The organism is Hydrogenophaga taeniospiralis (genome assembly GCF_020510445.1).
GTDB lineage: Bacteria > Pseudomonadota > Gammaproteobacteria > Burkholderiales > Burkholderiaceae_C > Hydrogenophaga.
On the sequence record NZ_JAHBAG010000001.1, the window covers coordinates 2,637,168 to 2,652,029 of the forward strand.

The 14,862-nt window shown below is 69.3% G+C and carries 17 protein-coding genes; 11 read left to right on the plus strand and 6 right to left on the minus strand.

Annotation, left to right across the window (positions count from 1 at the left end; all coding sequences use genetic code 11):
* Positions 1-27: 27 nt before the first annotated feature.
* On the plus strand, positions 28-1,023 hold the full coding sequence (locus KIH07_RS12735; protein ID WP_226494698.1) for a zinc-dependent alcohol dehydrogenase family protein: 996 nt from the start codon (positions 28-30) through the stop codon (positions 1,021-1,023).
* A 10-nt stretch (positions 1,024-1,033) separates the two neighbouring features.
* Here the strand turns inward: KIH07_RS12735 and KIH07_RS12740 are convergent, their stop codons facing one another.
* The 4 genes from KIH07_RS12740 to groL are packed head-to-tail and all read right to left on the minus strand — an operon-like array spanning position 1,034 to position 4,575.
* Complete coding sequence (locus tag KIH07_RS12740; RefSeq protein ID WP_226492323.1) at positions 1,034-1,654, minus strand: phosphoribosyltransferase; 621 nt, start codon at positions 1,652-1,654, stop codon at positions 1,034-1,036.
* Positions 1,655-1,665: 11 nt separating this feature from the next.
* Positions 1,666-2,241 carry a bifunctional pyr operon transcriptional regulator/uracil phosphoribosyltransferase gene (locus tag KIH07_RS12745; RefSeq protein WP_226492324.1) on the minus strand — a complete coding sequence of 192 codons (576 nt, stop codon included), beginning with the start codon at positions 2,239-2,241 and terminating at the stop codon, positions 1,666-1,668.
* A gap of 18 nt (positions 2,242-2,259) precedes the next feature.
* The gene (locus KIH07_RS12750) at positions 2,260-2,901 is read right to left on the minus strand and encodes a dienelactone hydrolase family protein (protein WP_226492325.1); all 642 of its coding nucleotides are present in this window, start codon (positions 2,899-2,901) and stop codon (positions 2,260-2,262) included.
* 39 nt (positions 2,902-2,940) lie between these two features.
* A complete protein-coding gene (groL, locus tag KIH07_RS12755) occupies positions 2,941-4,575 on the minus strand; it encodes a chaperonin GroEL (RefSeq protein WP_226492326.1) in 1,635 nt (544 codons plus the stop codon).
* Positions 4,576-4,837: 262 nt separating this feature from the next.
* Here groL and KIH07_RS12760 point away from each other — a divergent pair, with 262 nt between their 5' ends.
* Positions 4,838-5,263, plus strand: a complete 426-nt coding sequence (locus tag KIH07_RS12760; protein ID WP_226492327.1) for an Hsp20/alpha crystallin family protein — start codon at positions 4,838-4,840, stop codon at positions 5,261-5,263.
* Positions 5,264-5,284: 21 nt separating this feature from the next.
* Here KIH07_RS12760 and ftsH read toward each other — a convergent pair whose 3' ends face one another.
* Together ftsH and KIH07_RS12770 are read right to left on the minus strand one after the other, a co-directional pair.
* The gene (ftsH, locus tag KIH07_RS12765) at positions 5,285-7,135 is read right to left on the minus strand and encodes an ATP-dependent zinc metalloprotease FtsH (protein WP_226492328.1); all 1,851 of its coding nucleotides are present in this window, start codon (positions 7,133-7,135) and stop codon (positions 5,285-5,287) included.
* Between the two features lie 133 nt (positions 7,136-7,268).
* Complete coding sequence (locus tag KIH07_RS12770; protein WP_226492329.1) at positions 7,269-7,562, minus strand: hypothetical protein; 294 nt, start codon at positions 7,560-7,562, stop codon at positions 7,269-7,271.
* Between the two features lie 119 nt (positions 7,563-7,681).
* Here KIH07_RS12770 and KIH07_RS12775 point away from each other — a divergent pair, with 119 nt between their 5' ends.
* From KIH07_RS12775 to KIH07_RS12815, 9 genes are all read left to right on the plus strand, one after another.
* Positions 7,682-8,908 carry a YjgN family protein gene (locus KIH07_RS12775; RefSeq protein WP_226492330.1) on the plus strand — a complete coding sequence of 409 codons (1,227 nt, stop codon included), beginning with the start codon at positions 7,682-7,684 and terminating at the stop codon, positions 8,906-8,908.
* Complete coding sequence (locus tag KIH07_RS12780) at positions 8,908-10,017, plus strand: M48 family metallopeptidase (RefSeq protein WP_226492331.1); 1,110 nt, start codon at positions 8,908-8,910, stop codon at positions 10,015-10,017. Before KIH07_RS12775 ends, KIH07_RS12780 begins: the two co-directional genes overlap by 1 nt.
* 253 nt (positions 10,018-10,270) lie before the next feature.
* On the plus strand, positions 10,271-10,585 hold the full coding sequence (locus tag KIH07_RS12785; protein ID WP_226492332.1) for a BON domain-containing protein: 315 nt from the start codon (positions 10,271-10,273) through the stop codon (positions 10,583-10,585).
* 55 nt (positions 10,586-10,640) lie between these two features.
* Entirely contained in the window at positions 10,641-11,036 is a 396-nt protein-coding gene (locus KIH07_RS12790; protein WP_226492333.1) for a hypothetical protein, read from the plus strand.
* Between the two features lie 14 nt (positions 11,037-11,050).
* A complete protein-coding gene (locus tag KIH07_RS12795; protein WP_226492334.1) occupies positions 11,051-11,434 on the plus strand; it encodes a hypothetical protein in 384 nt (127 codons plus the stop codon).
* Complete coding sequence (locus KIH07_RS12800) at positions 11,431-11,841, plus strand: hypothetical protein (RefSeq protein WP_226492335.1); 411 nt, start codon at positions 11,431-11,433, stop codon at positions 11,839-11,841. Before KIH07_RS12795 ends, KIH07_RS12800 begins: the two co-directional genes overlap by 4 nt.
* A 20-nt stretch (positions 11,842-11,861) precedes the next feature.
* The gene (locus KIH07_RS12805) at positions 11,862-12,011 is read left to right on the plus strand and encodes a lmo0937 family membrane protein (protein WP_226492336.1); all 150 of its coding nucleotides are present in this window, start codon (positions 11,862-11,864) and stop codon (positions 12,009-12,011) included.
* A gap of 113 nt (positions 12,012-12,124) precedes the next feature.
* A complete protein-coding gene (locus tag KIH07_RS12810) occupies positions 12,125-13,840 on the plus strand; it encodes a PAS domain-containing hybrid sensor histidine kinase/response regulator (RefSeq protein ID WP_226492337.1) in 1,716 nt (571 codons plus the stop codon).
* The gene (locus KIH07_RS12815) at positions 13,837-14,667 is read left to right on the plus strand and encodes a response regulator (RefSeq protein WP_226492338.1); all 831 of its coding nucleotides are present in this window, start codon (positions 13,837-13,839) and stop codon (positions 14,665-14,667) included. The genes KIH07_RS12810 and KIH07_RS12815 overlap by 4 nt, the downstream gene beginning before the upstream one ends.
* Positions 14,668-14,862 lie beyond the last annotated feature (195 nt).

Sequence of the window (14,862 nt, forward strand, 5' to 3'; positions counted from 1 at the left end):
TGAAAGGGCAAGGAGATGAGCCACACGATGCGTGCCATGGTGCTGGAGCGGCCCGGTACCGGCCTGCGCCTGGTGCACCGCGCGGTGCCCGCGCCCGGCGCCGGGCAGATCCTGATCGCGGTGGAAGCCTGCGGCGTGTGCCGCACCGACCTGCATCTGGTGGACGGCGAGCTGCCCGACCCGGTGCTGCCCTTGATTCCCGGCCACGAGATCGTGGGCCGGGTGGCAGCGCTGGGGGCCGGTGTGCCGGGCTGGCAGGCTGGCCAGCGCGTGGGCGTGCCCTGGCTGGGCTGGACCTGTGGCCATTGCCGCTTCTGCCGCACCGGACGGGAAAACCTGTGCGAGCAGGCGCGCTTCACCGGCTACCAGATCCCCGGCGGCTACGCGCAGTACACCGTGGCCGATGCGCGCTACTGCTTTGCGCTGCCCGATGAGCCCGCGCCCGAGCACCTGGCGCCGCTGCTGTGCGCGGGGCTGATCGGCTACCGCGCGCTGCGCATGGCCGGCGACGCGCGGCGGCTCGGGGTGTATGGCTTTGGCGCGGCGGCGCACCTGATCACGCAGGTGGCGCGGCGCCAGGGCCGCGAGGTGTTCGCCCTCACGCGCCCGGGCGACGCCGAGAGCCAGGCGTTTGCGCGCCGCCTGGGCGCGGCCTGGGCCGGTGGTTCGGATGAAACGCCCCCCGAACCGCTGGACGCGGCCCTGATCTTTGCCCCGGCGGGTGCGCTGGTGCCCACCGCGCTGCGGCACCTGGACCGGGGCGGCTGCGTGGTGTGCGCGGGCATCCACATGAGCGACATCCCTTCATTTCCCTACGCCTGGCTCTGGGGCGAGCGCTCGCTGCGCTCGGTGGCCAACCTGACGCGCCGCGATGGCGACGAATTCTTTGAACGGGTGCGGCAGGCACCGCTGCAGACCGAGGTGCGCGTGTTTGCGCTGGAGCAGGCCAACGAGGCGCTGGACCAGTTGCGCCGCGGCGCTTTCCAGGGCGCGGCCGTGCTGCGCATGGACGCGCCGGCTTGAAGGAGACGGGTCAGGCCCTGAGCTGCGCGATCACCTCGTCGTCCTCCACCTGGGGAAAGTCGCGGTAGAACTGGCCGACGGCCTGGAAGTCTTCGGGGGCGTGCAGGCAGACCACCTCGTCGGCCAGGGGCTGGACCAGCTCCAGTGCTTCGAGTGACGACACGGGCACGGCGCAGACCAGCCGGGCCGGATGGCGCTGGCGCACGCTGTGCAGCGCGGCGATCATGGTCGCGCCGGTGGCCAGGCCGTCGTCCACCACGATCACCACGCGACCGGCCGGGTCGATGGGGGTGCGCAGCGGCGAGTACATCGTGCGGCGCGCGTCGAGTGTCCGCAGCTGCCGGCGCTTTTCTTCGTCAATGTAGTGTGGGTCGGCGCCGACCTCGGCCGCATAGGGGGCGATGGTGCTCCAGCCGCTCTCGTCGATGGCGCCGATGGCCAGCTCGGGCTGGTACGGCGCGTGCAGCTTGCGCACCAGCACCACGTCGAAGTCGCCCTTGAGCAGACCGGCCAGGGTCTTGCCCATGGGCACCGCGCCACGGGGAATGGCGAGCACCAGCGGTTTCTGGCCCCGGTAGGCGCCCAGCCGGGTCGCCAGCTGGCGGGCGGCGTCTTCGCGGTTCTGGAACATGGCGGCTCCTTTCAAACGGTCCGGCCCGCGGGCGCCGGCTGCAGCAACTGGATGCTGAAGTCGGGCTCGTAGGGCGGCACATGGCATTCGACGATGTCGGTGGGCGCGACCTCGAGTCGCAGTCCCACCACGTCGGCCCGCAGCGGCAAGGTGGTCACGCAGCGGTCGGCCAGCACCACGAGGCGGACGGCCGCGGGCCGTTTGCGGGTCAGCCAGTCCACCACCTTCAGCGCCGAGTGACCGGTGTACAGCACATCGTCCACCACGAGCAGGGTGTGGTCTCGCAGGTCCAGCGCGGCGTGGTGCGGCTCTTCGGCGAACTGCGTGTCGGGGAACAGCAGCGTGAGGTCGTCGGCGTAGCGCTTGACCGACAGGTCCAGCCGCAGTGGTGGGGCCAGACCATGGCGTTGCACCATGCGCTGGGTCAGGTGGTCGGCCAGCGGCGCGCCCCGGCGCAGCACGCCCACCACCGCCACCGGGCCGTGGCCCTGCAGCAGCCCGACCGCCTGCTGTGCCATGCGGTCCATCACGGCGCCCAGGCTGGTGCTGTCGTAGAGACAGGTTCGGGAGCCAGGAACGTCGTTCATGGGTGTTTGCGGCCCGCTTCAGGCGTCCGGCCTGTGAGGCAGGTGTTTCAGGAACCAGTCGGCGGCGAGCGCGGCCGCGCTCTCCAGCGTGCCGGGCTCTTCGAACAGGTGGGTGGCACCCGGCACCACTTCCAGGCGTTTGGCGCAGCGCAACTGGCGCAGCGCCCAGCGGTTGAGTTCCAGCACTTCATCGTCGTCGCTGCCCACGATCAGCAGGGTGGGCGCCTGCACGCGGGGCAGGTGCTCCTGGGCCAGATCGGGGCGCCCGCCGCGCGAGACCACCGCGGCGATGCCCTGGGGCCGATCTGCCGCGGCCACCAGCGCGGCCGCCGCCCCCGTGCTGGCGCCAAAGAGGCACAGCGGCAGGCCCGAGAGGTCTTCGCGCTGCCAGGCCCATTGCAGGGCCTCCTGCACGCGCTGGCCGAGCAGTGCGATGTCGAACACCTTGCGCCGGTCCCGCGCTTCGTCCAGGGTCAGCAGGTCGAACAGCAGGGTGGCCAGCCTGTGCCGCTGCAGCGCGCGGGCCACCCAGCGGTTGCGCTCGCTCAGGCGGCTGCTGCCGCTGCCGTGCGCGAACAGCACCAGGCCCCGGGCTCGGGTTGGCACCGCCAGATCGCCCTGCAGCGAGGACGCCTGGAGAACCACGGCTTCAGTGATCATGACCATGTCGGTGGCTGATGGCGCGGGGGGTGTTTCATCCTATAACTCCGGCAGGGTGGCTCCGGGCATGCCCATGTCCTGCGGGGCTTTGGGCGCCTGGGCGTTGGCGATCATGCAGTCGGTGGTCAGCACCAGGCTGGCAATGGAGCCGGCGTTCTGCAGCGCCAGGCGCGTCACCTTGGCCGGGTCCATCACGCCCATCTGCAGCAGGTCACCGTAGGTGCGGGTGGCCGCGTTGTAGCCGTACGCGGGCTCGGCCGAGTCGTCCACGCGCTGGAGCACCACCGAGGGCTCGTCGCCCGCATTGCGGGTGATGCAGCGCAGCGGCTCTTCCAGCGCCTGCGCGATGAGACGGATGCCGGAGTCGTGGTCCAGCGAGCTGCCGTGCAGATCCGCCAACACGCGACGCGCGCGCAGCAGCGCCACGCCGCCGCCGGGCACGATGCCTTCCTCGATGGCCGCGCGGGTGGCGTGCAGCGCGTCTTCGACGCGGATCTTGCGTTCCTTCAGCTCGGTCTCCGTGGCCGCGCCCACCTTGATCAGGGCCACGCCGCCCGACAACTTGGAGATGCGCTCTTCCAGCTTCTCCTTGTCGTAGTCGCTGGTGGCGGCCTCGCGCTCCTTGCGCAGGCTGGCCACGCGTTCCTGGATCGCCTGCGTGGTGCCGGCGCCACCGATCACGGTGGTGTCCTCCTTGCCCACCTCCACCCGCTTGGCACGCCCCAGATCGGAGAGCTGGGCCTTGGCCAGCGTCAAGCCCAGTTCGTCGCTGATCACCGTGCCACCGGTGAGCACCGCCATGTCCTGCAGCATCGCCTTGCGCCGGTCGCCAAAGCCGGGCGCCTTCACCGCGCAGGCCTTGAGCGTGCCGCGCATGGTGTTGATCACCAGCGTGGCCAGCGCATCGCTGTCGATGTCCTCGGCGATGACCAGCAGGGGCTGGCCGCTCTTGACCACTTCTTCCAGCAGGGGCAACAAGTCCTTCAGCGAAGACAGGCGCTTGTCGCACAGCAGGATGACCGCTTCCTCCAGCGTGGCGCTCTGGCGCTCGGGGTTGTTGATGAAGTAGGGCGAGAGGAAGCCGCGGTCGAACTGCAGACCCTCCACCACCTCCAGCTCGCTGCTCAGACCCGAGCCGTCTTCGATGGAAATCGCACCCTCGCGGCCCACGCTGTCGATCGCGCGCGCCAGCAGTTCGCCGATGGAGCGGTCGTTGTTGGCCGAGATGGACGCCACATGGGCGATCTCCTGCGAGCTGGCGCAAGGCCGGGCCATGCGGTGCAACTCGGCCACCACGGCCTCGATGGCCTGTTCCATGCCGCGCTTGAGGTCCATCGGATTCATGCCGCCGGCCAGGTAGCGCAGGCCTTGCTGGATCATGGCGTGCGCGAGCACGGTGGCGGTGGTGGTGCCGTCGCCGGCCATCTCGCTGGTGCGCGAAGCCACCTCGCGCAGCAGCTGCGCGCCCATGTTCTCGAACCGGTTCTCCAACTCCACCGATTTGGCCACCAGAACACCCGAGTTCACGATCTGGGGCGCGCCGTATTCGCGGTCCAGGATCACGGTGCGCCCGCGCGGTCCCAGCGTTACCTTCACCGCCTCGGCCAAGGCATCGACACCGCGGCGGATCTTGTCGCGTGCCTCCTCGCGAAAGAGCAGTTGTCTGGCGGTCATGTTCAAGTCCTCCGGCAGCAAGTCTCTGGGAATCTGCGTGACAGCACGTACAGCGCATCTTTCCATCGTCCGGAGCAGGTTCGATTGAGCGTGCGCAATGCCGTGGCATCTGGGTCCGCCGCCAGCGGTGGCACCGCCGTGTGGCGTGCCATTGACCAGACTCAATGCGCAGGCTGTTGTGGCGTATCAGCATTCCCGGCGGGGGCGCGTTTCCGTGTTTGCGCTCCAGTCATCCCGCATCCCACCCCAAAGGAGAAGCTCCATGAACGAAATCAGTACCCGGGACCCGTTTTCCGTTGACCTTTTTGACGATGCGTTCCGCAGTTTCTTGCGCCCCTGGGTGGCCCGTGGCACCAGCCACGCCCCCCAGATCAAGGTCGAGCTCACCGAAAGCAACGGCGACTACAAGCTCAAGGCCGACATCCCCGGCATGCGCAAGGAAGACATCGAAGTCAACATCGATGACAACAAAGTGAGCATCTCGGCCGAGCTGAAGAAGGAAAGCGAGGAGAAGAAGGGCGACCGTGTCATCCGCTCCGAGCGCCAGTACGGCTACGCCAGTCGCAGCTTCTGGCTGGACAGCCCGGTGGAAAAGGCCAAGTCCACGGCCAAGTACCAGGACGGCGTGCTCGAACTGACGCTGCCCAAGAAGGCGCCGGCCACCTCGCAGCGCCTCGATATTTCCTGACGGCCGGCGACCGGCCGGCCTTCAGTTCACGGGCGGCTCGGGAGCGGGCTGCCCGGGCGCCGGCAGGCCGGTCAGGGCGCGCAAGGCGTCCGCGTCCAGCGTCTCCCGCACCAGCAACGCCCGCGCGCAGCGCTCCAGCATCTCGCGCCGCTCCTGCAGGATGTCGGTGGCCCGCCCGAAGGCCTGCATCACGGCGGCTCTCACTGCCTCGTCGATGCGTTGCTGGGTCTCGGGGCCGGGGTGCCAGCCGTTCTGCGCCAGGCCCGGTACGTCCAGGAAGGGCTGGCGCTGGGGCTCGAAGGCCACATAGCCCAGCGACTCGACCATGCCGTAGCGCGTGGCCATGTCGTGCGCGATGTTGGTGGCCCGGGCCAGATCGTCCGCGGCGCCGGTGGAGAGCTGGCCGAACACCAGTTTCTCCGCCGCGCGGCCGCCCAGCAACACCGTGATCTTGTGCTCCAGCTCTTCCTGTGACATGAGGAAGCGGTCTTCGGTGGGGCGCTGGATGGTGTAGCCGAGCGCGCCGACGCCACGCGGAATGATGGACACCTTGTGCACGGTGTCGGTGCCCGGCAGCGCCATCGCCACCAACGCGTGGCCCATTTCGTGGAAGGCCACCACCTCGCGTTCGTGCGGGTTGAGCACGCGGTTCTTTTTCTCCAGCCCGGCCACGATGCGCTCGACGGCGGTGGTGAAGTCCTCCAGGGCGATGTCGGGCGCGCCGCGCCGGGTGGCCGCGAGCGCCGCTTCGTTGCACAGATTGGCCAGGTCGGCCCCCGAGAAGCCGGTGGTGAGTTGGGCCACCTGCTCCAGCGACACCTGGGGCGCGAGCCGGATCTTGCGGGTGTGCACCTGCAGAATCTGCACCCGGCCGGCCTTGTCGGGCCGGTCCACCAGCACCTGGCGGTCAAAGCGGCCGGCGCGCAGCAGGGCCGGGTCCAGCACCTCCGGCCGGTTGGTCGCCGCCAGCAGCACCAGACCCGAGGAACTGTCAAAACCGTCCAGCTCGGCCAGCAACTGGTTCAGCGTCTGCTCACGCTCGTCGTGGCCGCCGATGGGCGAGACCGCGCCGCGCGCGCGGCCCAGCGCGTCGAGTTCGTCGATGAAGATGATCGCCGGCGCCCTGGCGCGAGCCTGCTCGAACAGATCGCGCACGCGCGCGGCGCCCACGCCCACGAACATCTCCACGAACTCGCTGCCCGAGATGCTGAAGAACGGCACGCCCGCCTCGCCGGCCACGGCCTTGGCCAGCAGGGTCTTGCCGGTGCCCGGGGGGCCGACCAGCAGCACGCCGCGGGGCAGCCGCGCGCCCAGCCGGCCAGACCCTTGCGGGTCCTTCAGGAAGCTCACGATCTCCTGCAGCTCGGCCTTGGCCTCGTCCACGCCGGCCACGTCGGCGAAGGTCACGCCGGTGTCGCGCTCGACATAGACCTTGGCGTGGCTCTTGCCAATGCTCATGAAGCCGCCCGCGCCCTGGCGGTCCATGAAGCGGCGGATCACGAAGAACCACACGCCGATGAACACCAGACCGGGCACGATCCACGACAGCAGGTCGCGCAGCAGCGTGCTTTCCACCACACGCCGGTAGGGCACGCCGTGTTTCGAGAGGCGTTCGGCCAGATCGCCCTCGACCCGGTTGGCCACGATGGTGGTCTTGCCGTCGGCCGCGGGGGTTTTCAGGGTGCCGGTGAGCGTGGTCTCGCCCACCACCACTTCGGCCACACGGCCCTCGGCCAGCGCCTGCTCGAACTCGCTGTATGGCACGGCCTCCACCGTGCGGGCGGTCTGCCAGAGGGTCTGGATCCATGTCAGGGCCAGCAGCGCCAGCAGCCAGTAGCCCAGGTTCCACTGAACCTTTTGATGGGGTTGCATGTGATCGCCTTTCTGTCGGGAGCGCAGGTGCAGCGCCGCCCATGGCGCAGCGCCATGGATGCCGGCCATCGGCCATGCATCTTAGTGGTTCATGGTGTCTGGCGGCCCCCCGATCGGGCGGGGCAGGGACGGGTCAGGCGTGGCTGTGCGCCAGTTCGCGGGCGATGCGGGCGTGGACCCGCTCCAGCTCGACGATGAGCTCGTCGACCTGCTCCATGAACTCTTCCCGGCTGGAGTGCGGGCTGCGCGTGATCAGTTCGGTGGAGTGCTCGGCCAGCGCCTGCTCACCCGCTTGCCGGGCCCAGCGCCGCACCTCGCAATAGGCCAGCAGGGCCAGCCGGCCCATGTCGCCGCTGCGGCGGGCGTATTGCAGGTCCCCCAGAAGGTCTTCGAGTCCGGGCAGCAAGAGTGCGTTGGAGGCGTTCATGTTGCAGTGCAGCATATCCCGGTTTGCGGGCCCTGGCTCGCCCATTCGTCGGCCAGCGGAAGCCATGTAGCCAAATGTTACGATGTACGCCATTTTTATACACAGAGGGAGGATCCGGCATGGCCTATGACGATTTCGCGGCAACCGAGTGGATGGCGGGCAGCGCGCCCGGTGCGTTGCACAAACCCCGGGTGCTGGACATCCGCTTCACCGGCTCGGGCAGCGAGTATTTCCGCATCTGGATCGTCAACCTGTTGCTGACCCTCGTCACGCTCACGCTGTACCTGCCGTTTGCCCGCGCGCGGCGCATGGCCTATTTCCAGAACAACACCCTGGTGGGCGGCGACCCGCTGGGCTTTCACGCCGACCCGTGGAAGATGTTTCGCGGCTACTTGCTGGTGCTGGTGCTTGGCGTGGGGTATTGGGCGGTGTCGAACTTCATGCCGGCGTTCGCCTGGGCGGCGCTGCTGGTGTTCATGGTCCTGTGGCCGGCCCTGTGGCGCGCCTCGCTGCAGTTCCGCCTGCGCAACACCAGCTGGCGCGGTGTGCGGCTGGCCTTCCTGGGCGACCTGAAGTCCGCTTACCTGACCCTGTTGCCGTTTTTCCTGCCGGCGCTGGCCTTCGTGCTGTTCCTGCCCAATCTGCCGGATGGCGAAGAGGTGGACCCCGAAGCGATCCAGCGGGGGCTGGTGATCGTGGGCGTGGTCGTGCTCGGTTTCCTGGCTGCACTGCCCTGGCTGATGGCGCGCATCAAGCGCTACCAGCATGGGGGTTACGCCTTCGCGCAGGAGCGCGCCGAGCTCACCGCGGGGGCCGGCCGTTTCTACGGGCTGTTCTTCAAGGTGCTGGGGGTGATCCTGCTGACCTTGCTGCTCGCCGGCGTGGTGGTGGCCATGGCGATGGGGGCCTTCATCGCCTTTGGTGCGCTCACGCTCGCCGAACTCTTCAGTGGCGGTGCTTCCCAGGGCATCTTCGCCATGATCGCGATGGTGTTCGTGATGGGCCTGGCCTACCTGATCCTGCCGCTGATCGTCGGCCCCTACGTCTCCTCGCGCCTGCAGAACCTGCTGTGGGCGCACACCAGCAGCCCGCGGGTGCAGTTCCAGAGCGCGCTGCGCTTTGGCCCGCTCTTGCGCATCACCCTGGTGAACTGGCTCCTGATCCTCCTGACCCTGGGCCTGTTCTGGCCGTTCGCCAAGGTGCGCGCCACCCGGGTGCGGCTCGAAGCCCTGTCGCTGCAGGTGCAGGGCGATGTGGACCAATGGGTGGCCGAGGCGCAGACGCCGGGGCAGGGCGTGCTGGGCGACGCCGCGGGCGACTTCTTCGGCCTTGACATGGGTCTGTGATGAGCACGCCGGGGTCGCTCGACACCCAATGGTTTGACGGGCGCAGCCCACGGGCCCGGCCCGCGAGCCTGCGCATCGAAGGCGACGAACTGCTGCTGGGCACCGACGATGGCCAGGTGCGGCGCTACCCGGTGAAGGCCGTGCGCTGGCCCGAGCGCACCACCCACGGCCAGCGCCAGACCGAGCTGCCCGACGGCGGGCTGGTGCAGCACGCCAACGCCGCCGAATGGGACGCCTGGTGGCGGGCCAGCGGCCTGCACGAGCGCGCCGTGGTGGGCTGGATGCAGAGCTGGCGCGCCACGCTGGTGGCCATGGCGGGCAGCGTGGCGTTTCTCGCCGCCGCCTGGGTCTGGGGCGTGCCCTGGCTCAGCCAGGCGCTGACCCACCTGGTGCCCGCCTCGGTGGAGGTCGCCATCGGAGAACAAAGCCTGGAGCAGCTCGACCGGCTGTTCCTGGCGCCCAGCCGCCTGCCCCAGACCCGGCAGGACGCCCTGCGCCAGCGCTTTGCCTCGGTGGTGGAGCGCGCCTACCCCGAAGGCGATGCACCGGCCTGGCAACTGTCGTTTCACCGCTCCGAGCTGCTGGGCGCCAACGCTTTCGCACTGCCCGGTGGCGCCATCGTGATGACCGACGAACTGGTCGAGCTGCTGGACGACCAGCCCGATGCCATCGTGGGCGTGCTCGCGCACGAGCTCGGCCATGTGCAACACCGCCACGGGCTGGACCTCATGGTGCGCGCCAGCCTGGTCAGTGCCCTGGTGGGCGTGGTGCTGGGCGATGCCAGCGGCTTCCTGGCCACGGTGCCCGCCACCCTGGCCACGCAGTCGTACTCGCGCGATGCCGAGCGCCAGGCCGACGCCCATTCGGCGCTGCTGCTGCACCGCAGCGGCATACCGCCGGCGGTGATGGCGGTCTTCTTCGAGCGCCTGCTGGAGGAAGAGGGGGTTGACCTGCCCGACACCAAACCGGGGCCGAAAGCCCCGACCCGCGATGACGCGGGTGCCAAGCCGGACGAAGAGGGCGACGCGCTGCCCATCGCCATCTCCAGCCACCCGGACCACGCCGCGCGCATCCGCTTCTTCCGGGAATGGCAGGCGTCTGCCCCCTGAGCGCCAACACGGTCTGAGCGCTGAGGCGCACTCAGACCCAGGGCGGCACCCTACGCGGCGGTGCCGCACCCGCCTGTCACCTGTCTGAATCGTCCTGATCGGCACTGCCGGCCGGTGGTGCGCCAGCGCACAGACGCACCCGCGTCACAGCCCTACTGTGGACCCATTGGCACCGGGATCGACCCGGCCTGCCATGCGGTGCGGCCCGCCCAGGGTCGCGGCCGCCGTTTAACCACACCACAGAAGGACGACCATGAAAACCAACCAACGCTTCGCCATCCTCCTGCTCGCCGTGGCCGCCGCCACCGGCATCGCCGGCTGCGCTTCGAGCCCCACGAAGGAAAGCACCGGCCAGTACGTGGACGACACCGTCATCACCACCCGGGTGAAGGCCGCGATCCTCAAAGACGACATGCTCAAGGCGACGGAGATCAACGTCGAGACCTTCAAGGGCGTGGTCCAGCTCAGTGGTTTCGTGAGCTCCGAAGCCCACATCAACCGCGCCGTGCAGGTCACGCAGGGCGTGCCCGGCGTCCGGTCGATCAAGAACGACATGCGCCTGAAATGACCGGCGGGCCACGGCCCCGGTATTCCCCCTCCACCCTGATCACCAAAGGAACACCATGAGCAACAACCCCAACACCCTGGGCGATGACGCCTCTTCGCTGGCCCACGCGGTCGCGCAAACCACCGGGGACGCGATGCGCGCCACCCAGCGCGCGACGCAACAAGGCATGGACCGCCTGTCCGACGACATCGGCAACGTGCGTGGCCAGGCCAGCACCGCGTTCCAGCACCTCAAGAGCGACACCGAAGCGCTGGCGCACCGCGGCATGGACGCCGTGCGCGACAGCGCCGGCCAGCTGCGCGAGAAATCGCTGCACGTGAAAGATGCCACCACCAGCTACATCCAGCACGAGCCGGTCAAGTCCGTGCTGATGGCCGCCGCCGTGGGCGCCGCGCTCATGGGCCTGGTGGCGCTGTTCAGCAGCCGACACGGCGGCCACAACGGCCGTTGAAGCCGGAGCTGGCCATGATCCACCCCGTGTTCCGTCTGGCCGCCTCGCAGCCTCAGCTGCTGGCGGAGCACGCGGCGGCGTACGCGGGCCTGCTGGGCGAAGAGCTGGCCATCGGTAGCGCGCGCCTGAAGCGGCGCCTGGTGCTCCAGCTGGCGGGCGCGGCCTGCCTGATGGTGGCCGCGGTGCTGCTGGGCGTGGCCTTGCTGCTGTGGGCCTCGTTGCCCGGGGCCGGTGCCCGAGCTCCCTGGCTGTTCGTGCTCACGCCCGTGCTGCCGGCGGTGCTCGGCTTGTGGGCCCTCTGGCTGGCGCAGGACCGCGAGACGGTGGAATGGTTCATCAGCCTGCGCCGGCAACTGGCCGAGGATGCAGCGCTCCTGCGCATCCCGGAAACACCATGAGCCCGACCCGGGCGCCCGGCGCGGTGGCACCGGCACTGACGGCCGAGTTGCGGGCCGTGCTGGCCTGCGAACGGCTGGCGCGCAACCGCGAGCGCCTGTCCGGCTGGATCGAACAGGACCGCCGCAACCAGGCCGCACGGGTCTCCGGCGGCTGGCTGGCGGGCGCCCTGTGGCCCGTGCTCCAGGGCCTGGGCACCCAGCCGGTGGTGTCGCTCGCGCTCGGTGCGCTGGCCCGCGGCTGGCAGCAGCGGGCGCCGGTCACCTCCCTACCCGCGCCACCGCTGGAAACCCAGGCCCTGGGTGCCGCGTGGGCGGTGGTGCGCCGCCATCCCAAGGCCAGCCTGACCGCTGCGGTCATCGCTGGCGCTGCCCTGCTGTGGAGCCGTCGGCGCCGCAGCCCTTCCTGATCCCAACCCAAGGAACCACCATGCTCTACACCATCGCCGTCGTCCTGCTCATCCTCTGGCTGCTGGGACTCGTCACCGCCACCACGATGGGCGGCTTCATCCACATCCTGCTGGTGGTCGCCATCGTCATGGTGCTGCTGCGCGTGATCAGCGGGCGCAGTCCGCTCTAGCGTTCCAGGTCACCCGTTGTGCTGGCTGTGTGGGCCAGCGTACAGACGCTGCCCGCAGGGGCGGCTAGTGTCCGCCCATGCCGCCCCACGGGTGGCCCTCACCAGAGACCTTGATGCCCGAGACCACCCTGCGCCGCGGCGCCCCAGAGTTCCCGGGCCAACCGGGCGAGCCCACCGAGTCGGGGCGGCGCAATGCGTTGCTCAAGGCCGGGGCGCTGCAGAACGCCATCCTGAACAGCGCCAATTTCTCGATCATCGCGACCGATGAAAAAGGCATCATCCAGCTCTTCAACGTGGGGGCCGAGCGCATGCTGGGCTACCGCGCCGACGAGGTGGTCAACCGCGTGAGCCCGAGCGACATGCACGACCCGCAGGAAGTGCATGCGCGCGCCATGGCCCTGAGCCGGGAGCTGGACACGCCGATCGCGCCCGGTTTCGAGGCCCTGGCCTTCAAGGCTTCGCGCGGCATCGAAGACATCTACGAGCTCACCTACATCTGCAAGGACGGCAGCTGGTTCCCGGCCATCGTGTCGATCACCGCGCTGCGCGACGACTACGGAGACCTCATCGGCTACCTGCTGATCGGCACCGACAACTCGGTGCGCAAGGGCGTGGAGCTGCAGCTCAACGAGGCCGTGGACGCGGCCGAAAAAGCCAACCGCGCCAAGACCGATTTCATCTCCAGCATGAGCCACGAGCTGCGCACGCCGCTCAACGCCATCCTGGGGTTCGCGCAACTGGTCGAGTCGGGCACACCCGCGCCCACGCCCACGCAGCAGCGCAGCATCGGGCAGATCCTGAAGGCGGGCTGGTACCTGCTGGAGCTGATCAACGAAATCCTCGACCTCACGCTCATCGAGTCCGGCAAGCTCACGCTCTCGGGCGAACCGGTCTCGCTCACCGAGGTGCTGGCCGAGTGCCGGGCCATGGTGGAGCCGCAGGCGCAGCAGCGTGGCATCGGCATGGTGTTCGCGCGGCTGGAGGCACCGCGCTACGTGAAGGCCGACCGCACCCGGCTCAAGCAGGTGCTGATCAACCTGTTGTTCAACGCCATCAAATACAACCAGCGCGGGGGCCACGTCACGGTGGAGTGCACGCTCACGCTGAACCCGCCCGACACGGTGCGCATCAGCGTGCGCGACACCGGCCCGGGCCTCGTGCCCGCTCAGCTGGCCCAGCTGTTCCAGCCCTTCAACCGGCTGGGCCAGGAGTCGGGCGCCGAAGAGGGCACCGGCATCGGCCTGGTGGTCACACAGCGGCTGGTGCACCTCATGGGCGGCCAGATCGGTGCCAGCAGCACGCCCGGCGTGGGCAGCGTGTTCTGGGTCGAGATGGCGCTGACCGCGGCACCGCTGAACGCCGTGCTCGACGCGGTGCCCGCCGACCCGCCGCGCCCCGACGCACTGCCGGGCACGCCGCTGCGCACGCTGCTGTACGTGGAAGACAACCCGGCCAACCTGGAGCTGGTGGAGCAGATCATCGCGCGGCGCACCGACCTGGGCCTGCTGGGCGCGGCCGACGCCAGCCTGGGCATCGAGTTCGCGCGCGTCTACCAGCCCGAGGTGATCCTGATGGACATCAACCTGCCCGGCATCAGCGGCATCGAGGCGCTGAGGATCCTGCGCGCCGACCCGGCCACGGCCCACATCCCCATCATCGCGCTGAGCGCCAACGCCGTGCCGCGCGACATCCAGAAGGGCCTGGAGGCGGGCTTCTTCAACTACCTCACCAAACCCATCAAGGTCGCCCAGCTCATGGACGCGCTGGACGCGGCCCTGCGTTTCGCCGAAACCACCAGCGGCCCCGCCATCCACCAGGAACCCGCATGACCCTCACCGAACAAGAACGGCTCGACGCACGCATCCTGATCGTGGATGACCAGCCCGCGAACGTGAGCCTGCTCGAAGCCATGTTGCACGAGGCCGGCTACACCCAGGTGTCCAGCACCATGGAGCCCGACAAGGTCTGCGCCATGCACCGCAAGACGCCGTTCGACCTGATCCTGCTCGACCTGCAGATGCCGGGCATGGACGGTTTCCAGGTGATGGAAGGCCTCAAGGCCAACACCGCCGAAGACGACTACCTGCCGGTGCTGGTGATCACCGCCCAGCCGGGCCACAAGCTGCGCGCGCTGCAGGCCGGCGCCAAGGACTTCGTGAGCAAACCGTTCGACATGGTCGAAGTCAAGGCGCGCATCCACAACCTGATCGAGGTGCGCCTGCTGCACCGGCAACTGGCCCGGCACAACAGCGACCTGGAACGCCAGGTGCACGAGCGCACGGCCGAGCTGCGCGAGAGCGAGGCGCGCTACCGCGGCCTGACCGAACTGGCCACCGACTGGTACTGGGAACAGGACGGCGAGGGCCGCTTCACCAAAGTCTCGGGCCCGGTGCTGGAGATGCTGGGCCTGCAGGTGGAGGCCCTGAGCGACAGTGGCGAGGAACACGGCGACGAGGGCTGGAACCCGGCCGAGCGCGAACAGCTGCAAGCCCGCATCGCCGCGCGCAGCCCGTTCCTGGACATGGTGCTGAGCCGCGAACTGCCCGGCGGCGTGACCCGCCAGTACCGCGTGAGCGGCACCCCCATGTTCGACGCCAGCTGCACGCTGATCGGCTACCGCGGTTTCGGCGTCGAGATCCTGGGTTCAAACAGGTGAATCCGCACGCCTGAAGCACCCCAAGCCCAGGGCACAGCCGGGCCGCCTTTCGACAGGCTCAGGACCGACGGTTCCACGGTGACGGAGCACGATCCAGGCGCCTGAAGCACCTCCAGCCCAGGGCACCGCCGGGCCGGCTCTGCCGGACGGCCAGTGCCGCCCCCCTGGGGGGGTAGCGCGAAGCGCTGCAGGGGG

Coding starts and splice junctions, on each gene's coding strand:
- KIH07_RS12735 (WP_226494698.1), top strand. CDS start 28: ATGCGTGCCATGGTGCTGGAGCGGCCCGGTACCGGCCTGCGCCTGGTG.
- KIH07_RS12740 (WP_226492323.1), bottom strand. CDS start 1,654: ATGTTCCAGAACCGCGAAGACGCCGCCCGCCAGCTGGCGACCCGGCTG.
- KIH07_RS12745 (WP_226492324.1), bottom strand. CDS start 2,241: ATGAACGACGTTCCTGGCTCCCGAACCTGTCTCTACGACAGCACCAGC.
- KIH07_RS12750 (WP_226492325.1), bottom strand. CDS start 2,901: ATGATCACTGAAGCCGTGGTTCTCCAGGCGTCCTCGCTGCAGGGCGAT.
- groL (WP_226492326.1), bottom strand. CDS start 4,575: ATGACCGCCAGACAACTGCTCTTTCGCGAGGAGGCACGCGACAAGATC.
- KIH07_RS12760 (WP_226492327.1), top strand. CDS start 4,838: ATGAACGAAATCAGTACCCGGGACCCGTTTTCCGTTGACCTTTTTGAC.
- ftsH (WP_226492328.1), bottom strand. CDS start 7,135: ATGCAACCCCATCAAAAGGTTCAGTGGAACCTGGGCTACTGGCTGCTG.
- KIH07_RS12770 (WP_226492329.1), bottom strand. CDS start 7,562: ATGAACGCCTCCAACGCACTCTTGCTGCCCGGACTCGAAGACCTTCTG.
- KIH07_RS12775 (WP_226492330.1), top strand. CDS start 7,682: ATGGCCTATGACGATTTCGCGGCAACCGAGTGGATGGCGGGCAGCGCG.
- KIH07_RS12780 (WP_226492331.1), top strand. CDS start 8,908: ATGAGCACGCCGGGGTCGCTCGACACCCAATGGTTTGACGGGCGCAGC.
- KIH07_RS12785 (WP_226492332.1), top strand. CDS start 10,271: ATGAAAACCAACCAACGCTTCGCCATCCTCCTGCTCGCCGTGGCCGCC.
- KIH07_RS12790 (WP_226492333.1), top strand. CDS start 10,641: ATGAGCAACAACCCCAACACCCTGGGCGATGACGCCTCTTCGCTGGCC.
- KIH07_RS12795 (WP_226492334.1), top strand. CDS start 11,051: ATGATCCACCCCGTGTTCCGTCTGGCCGCCTCGCAGCCTCAGCTGCTG.
- KIH07_RS12800 (WP_226492335.1), top strand. CDS start 11,431: ATGAGCCCGACCCGGGCGCCCGGCGCGGTGGCACCGGCACTGACGGCC.
- KIH07_RS12805 (WP_226492336.1), top strand. CDS start 11,862: ATGCTCTACACCATCGCCGTCGTCCTGCTCATCCTCTGGCTGCTGGGA.
- KIH07_RS12810 (WP_226492337.1), top strand. CDS start 12,125: ATGCCCGAGACCACCCTGCGCCGCGGCGCCCCAGAGTTCCCGGGCCAA.
- KIH07_RS12815 (WP_226492338.1), top strand. CDS start 13,837: ATGACCCTCACCGAACAAGAACGGCTCGACGCACGCATCCTGATCGTG.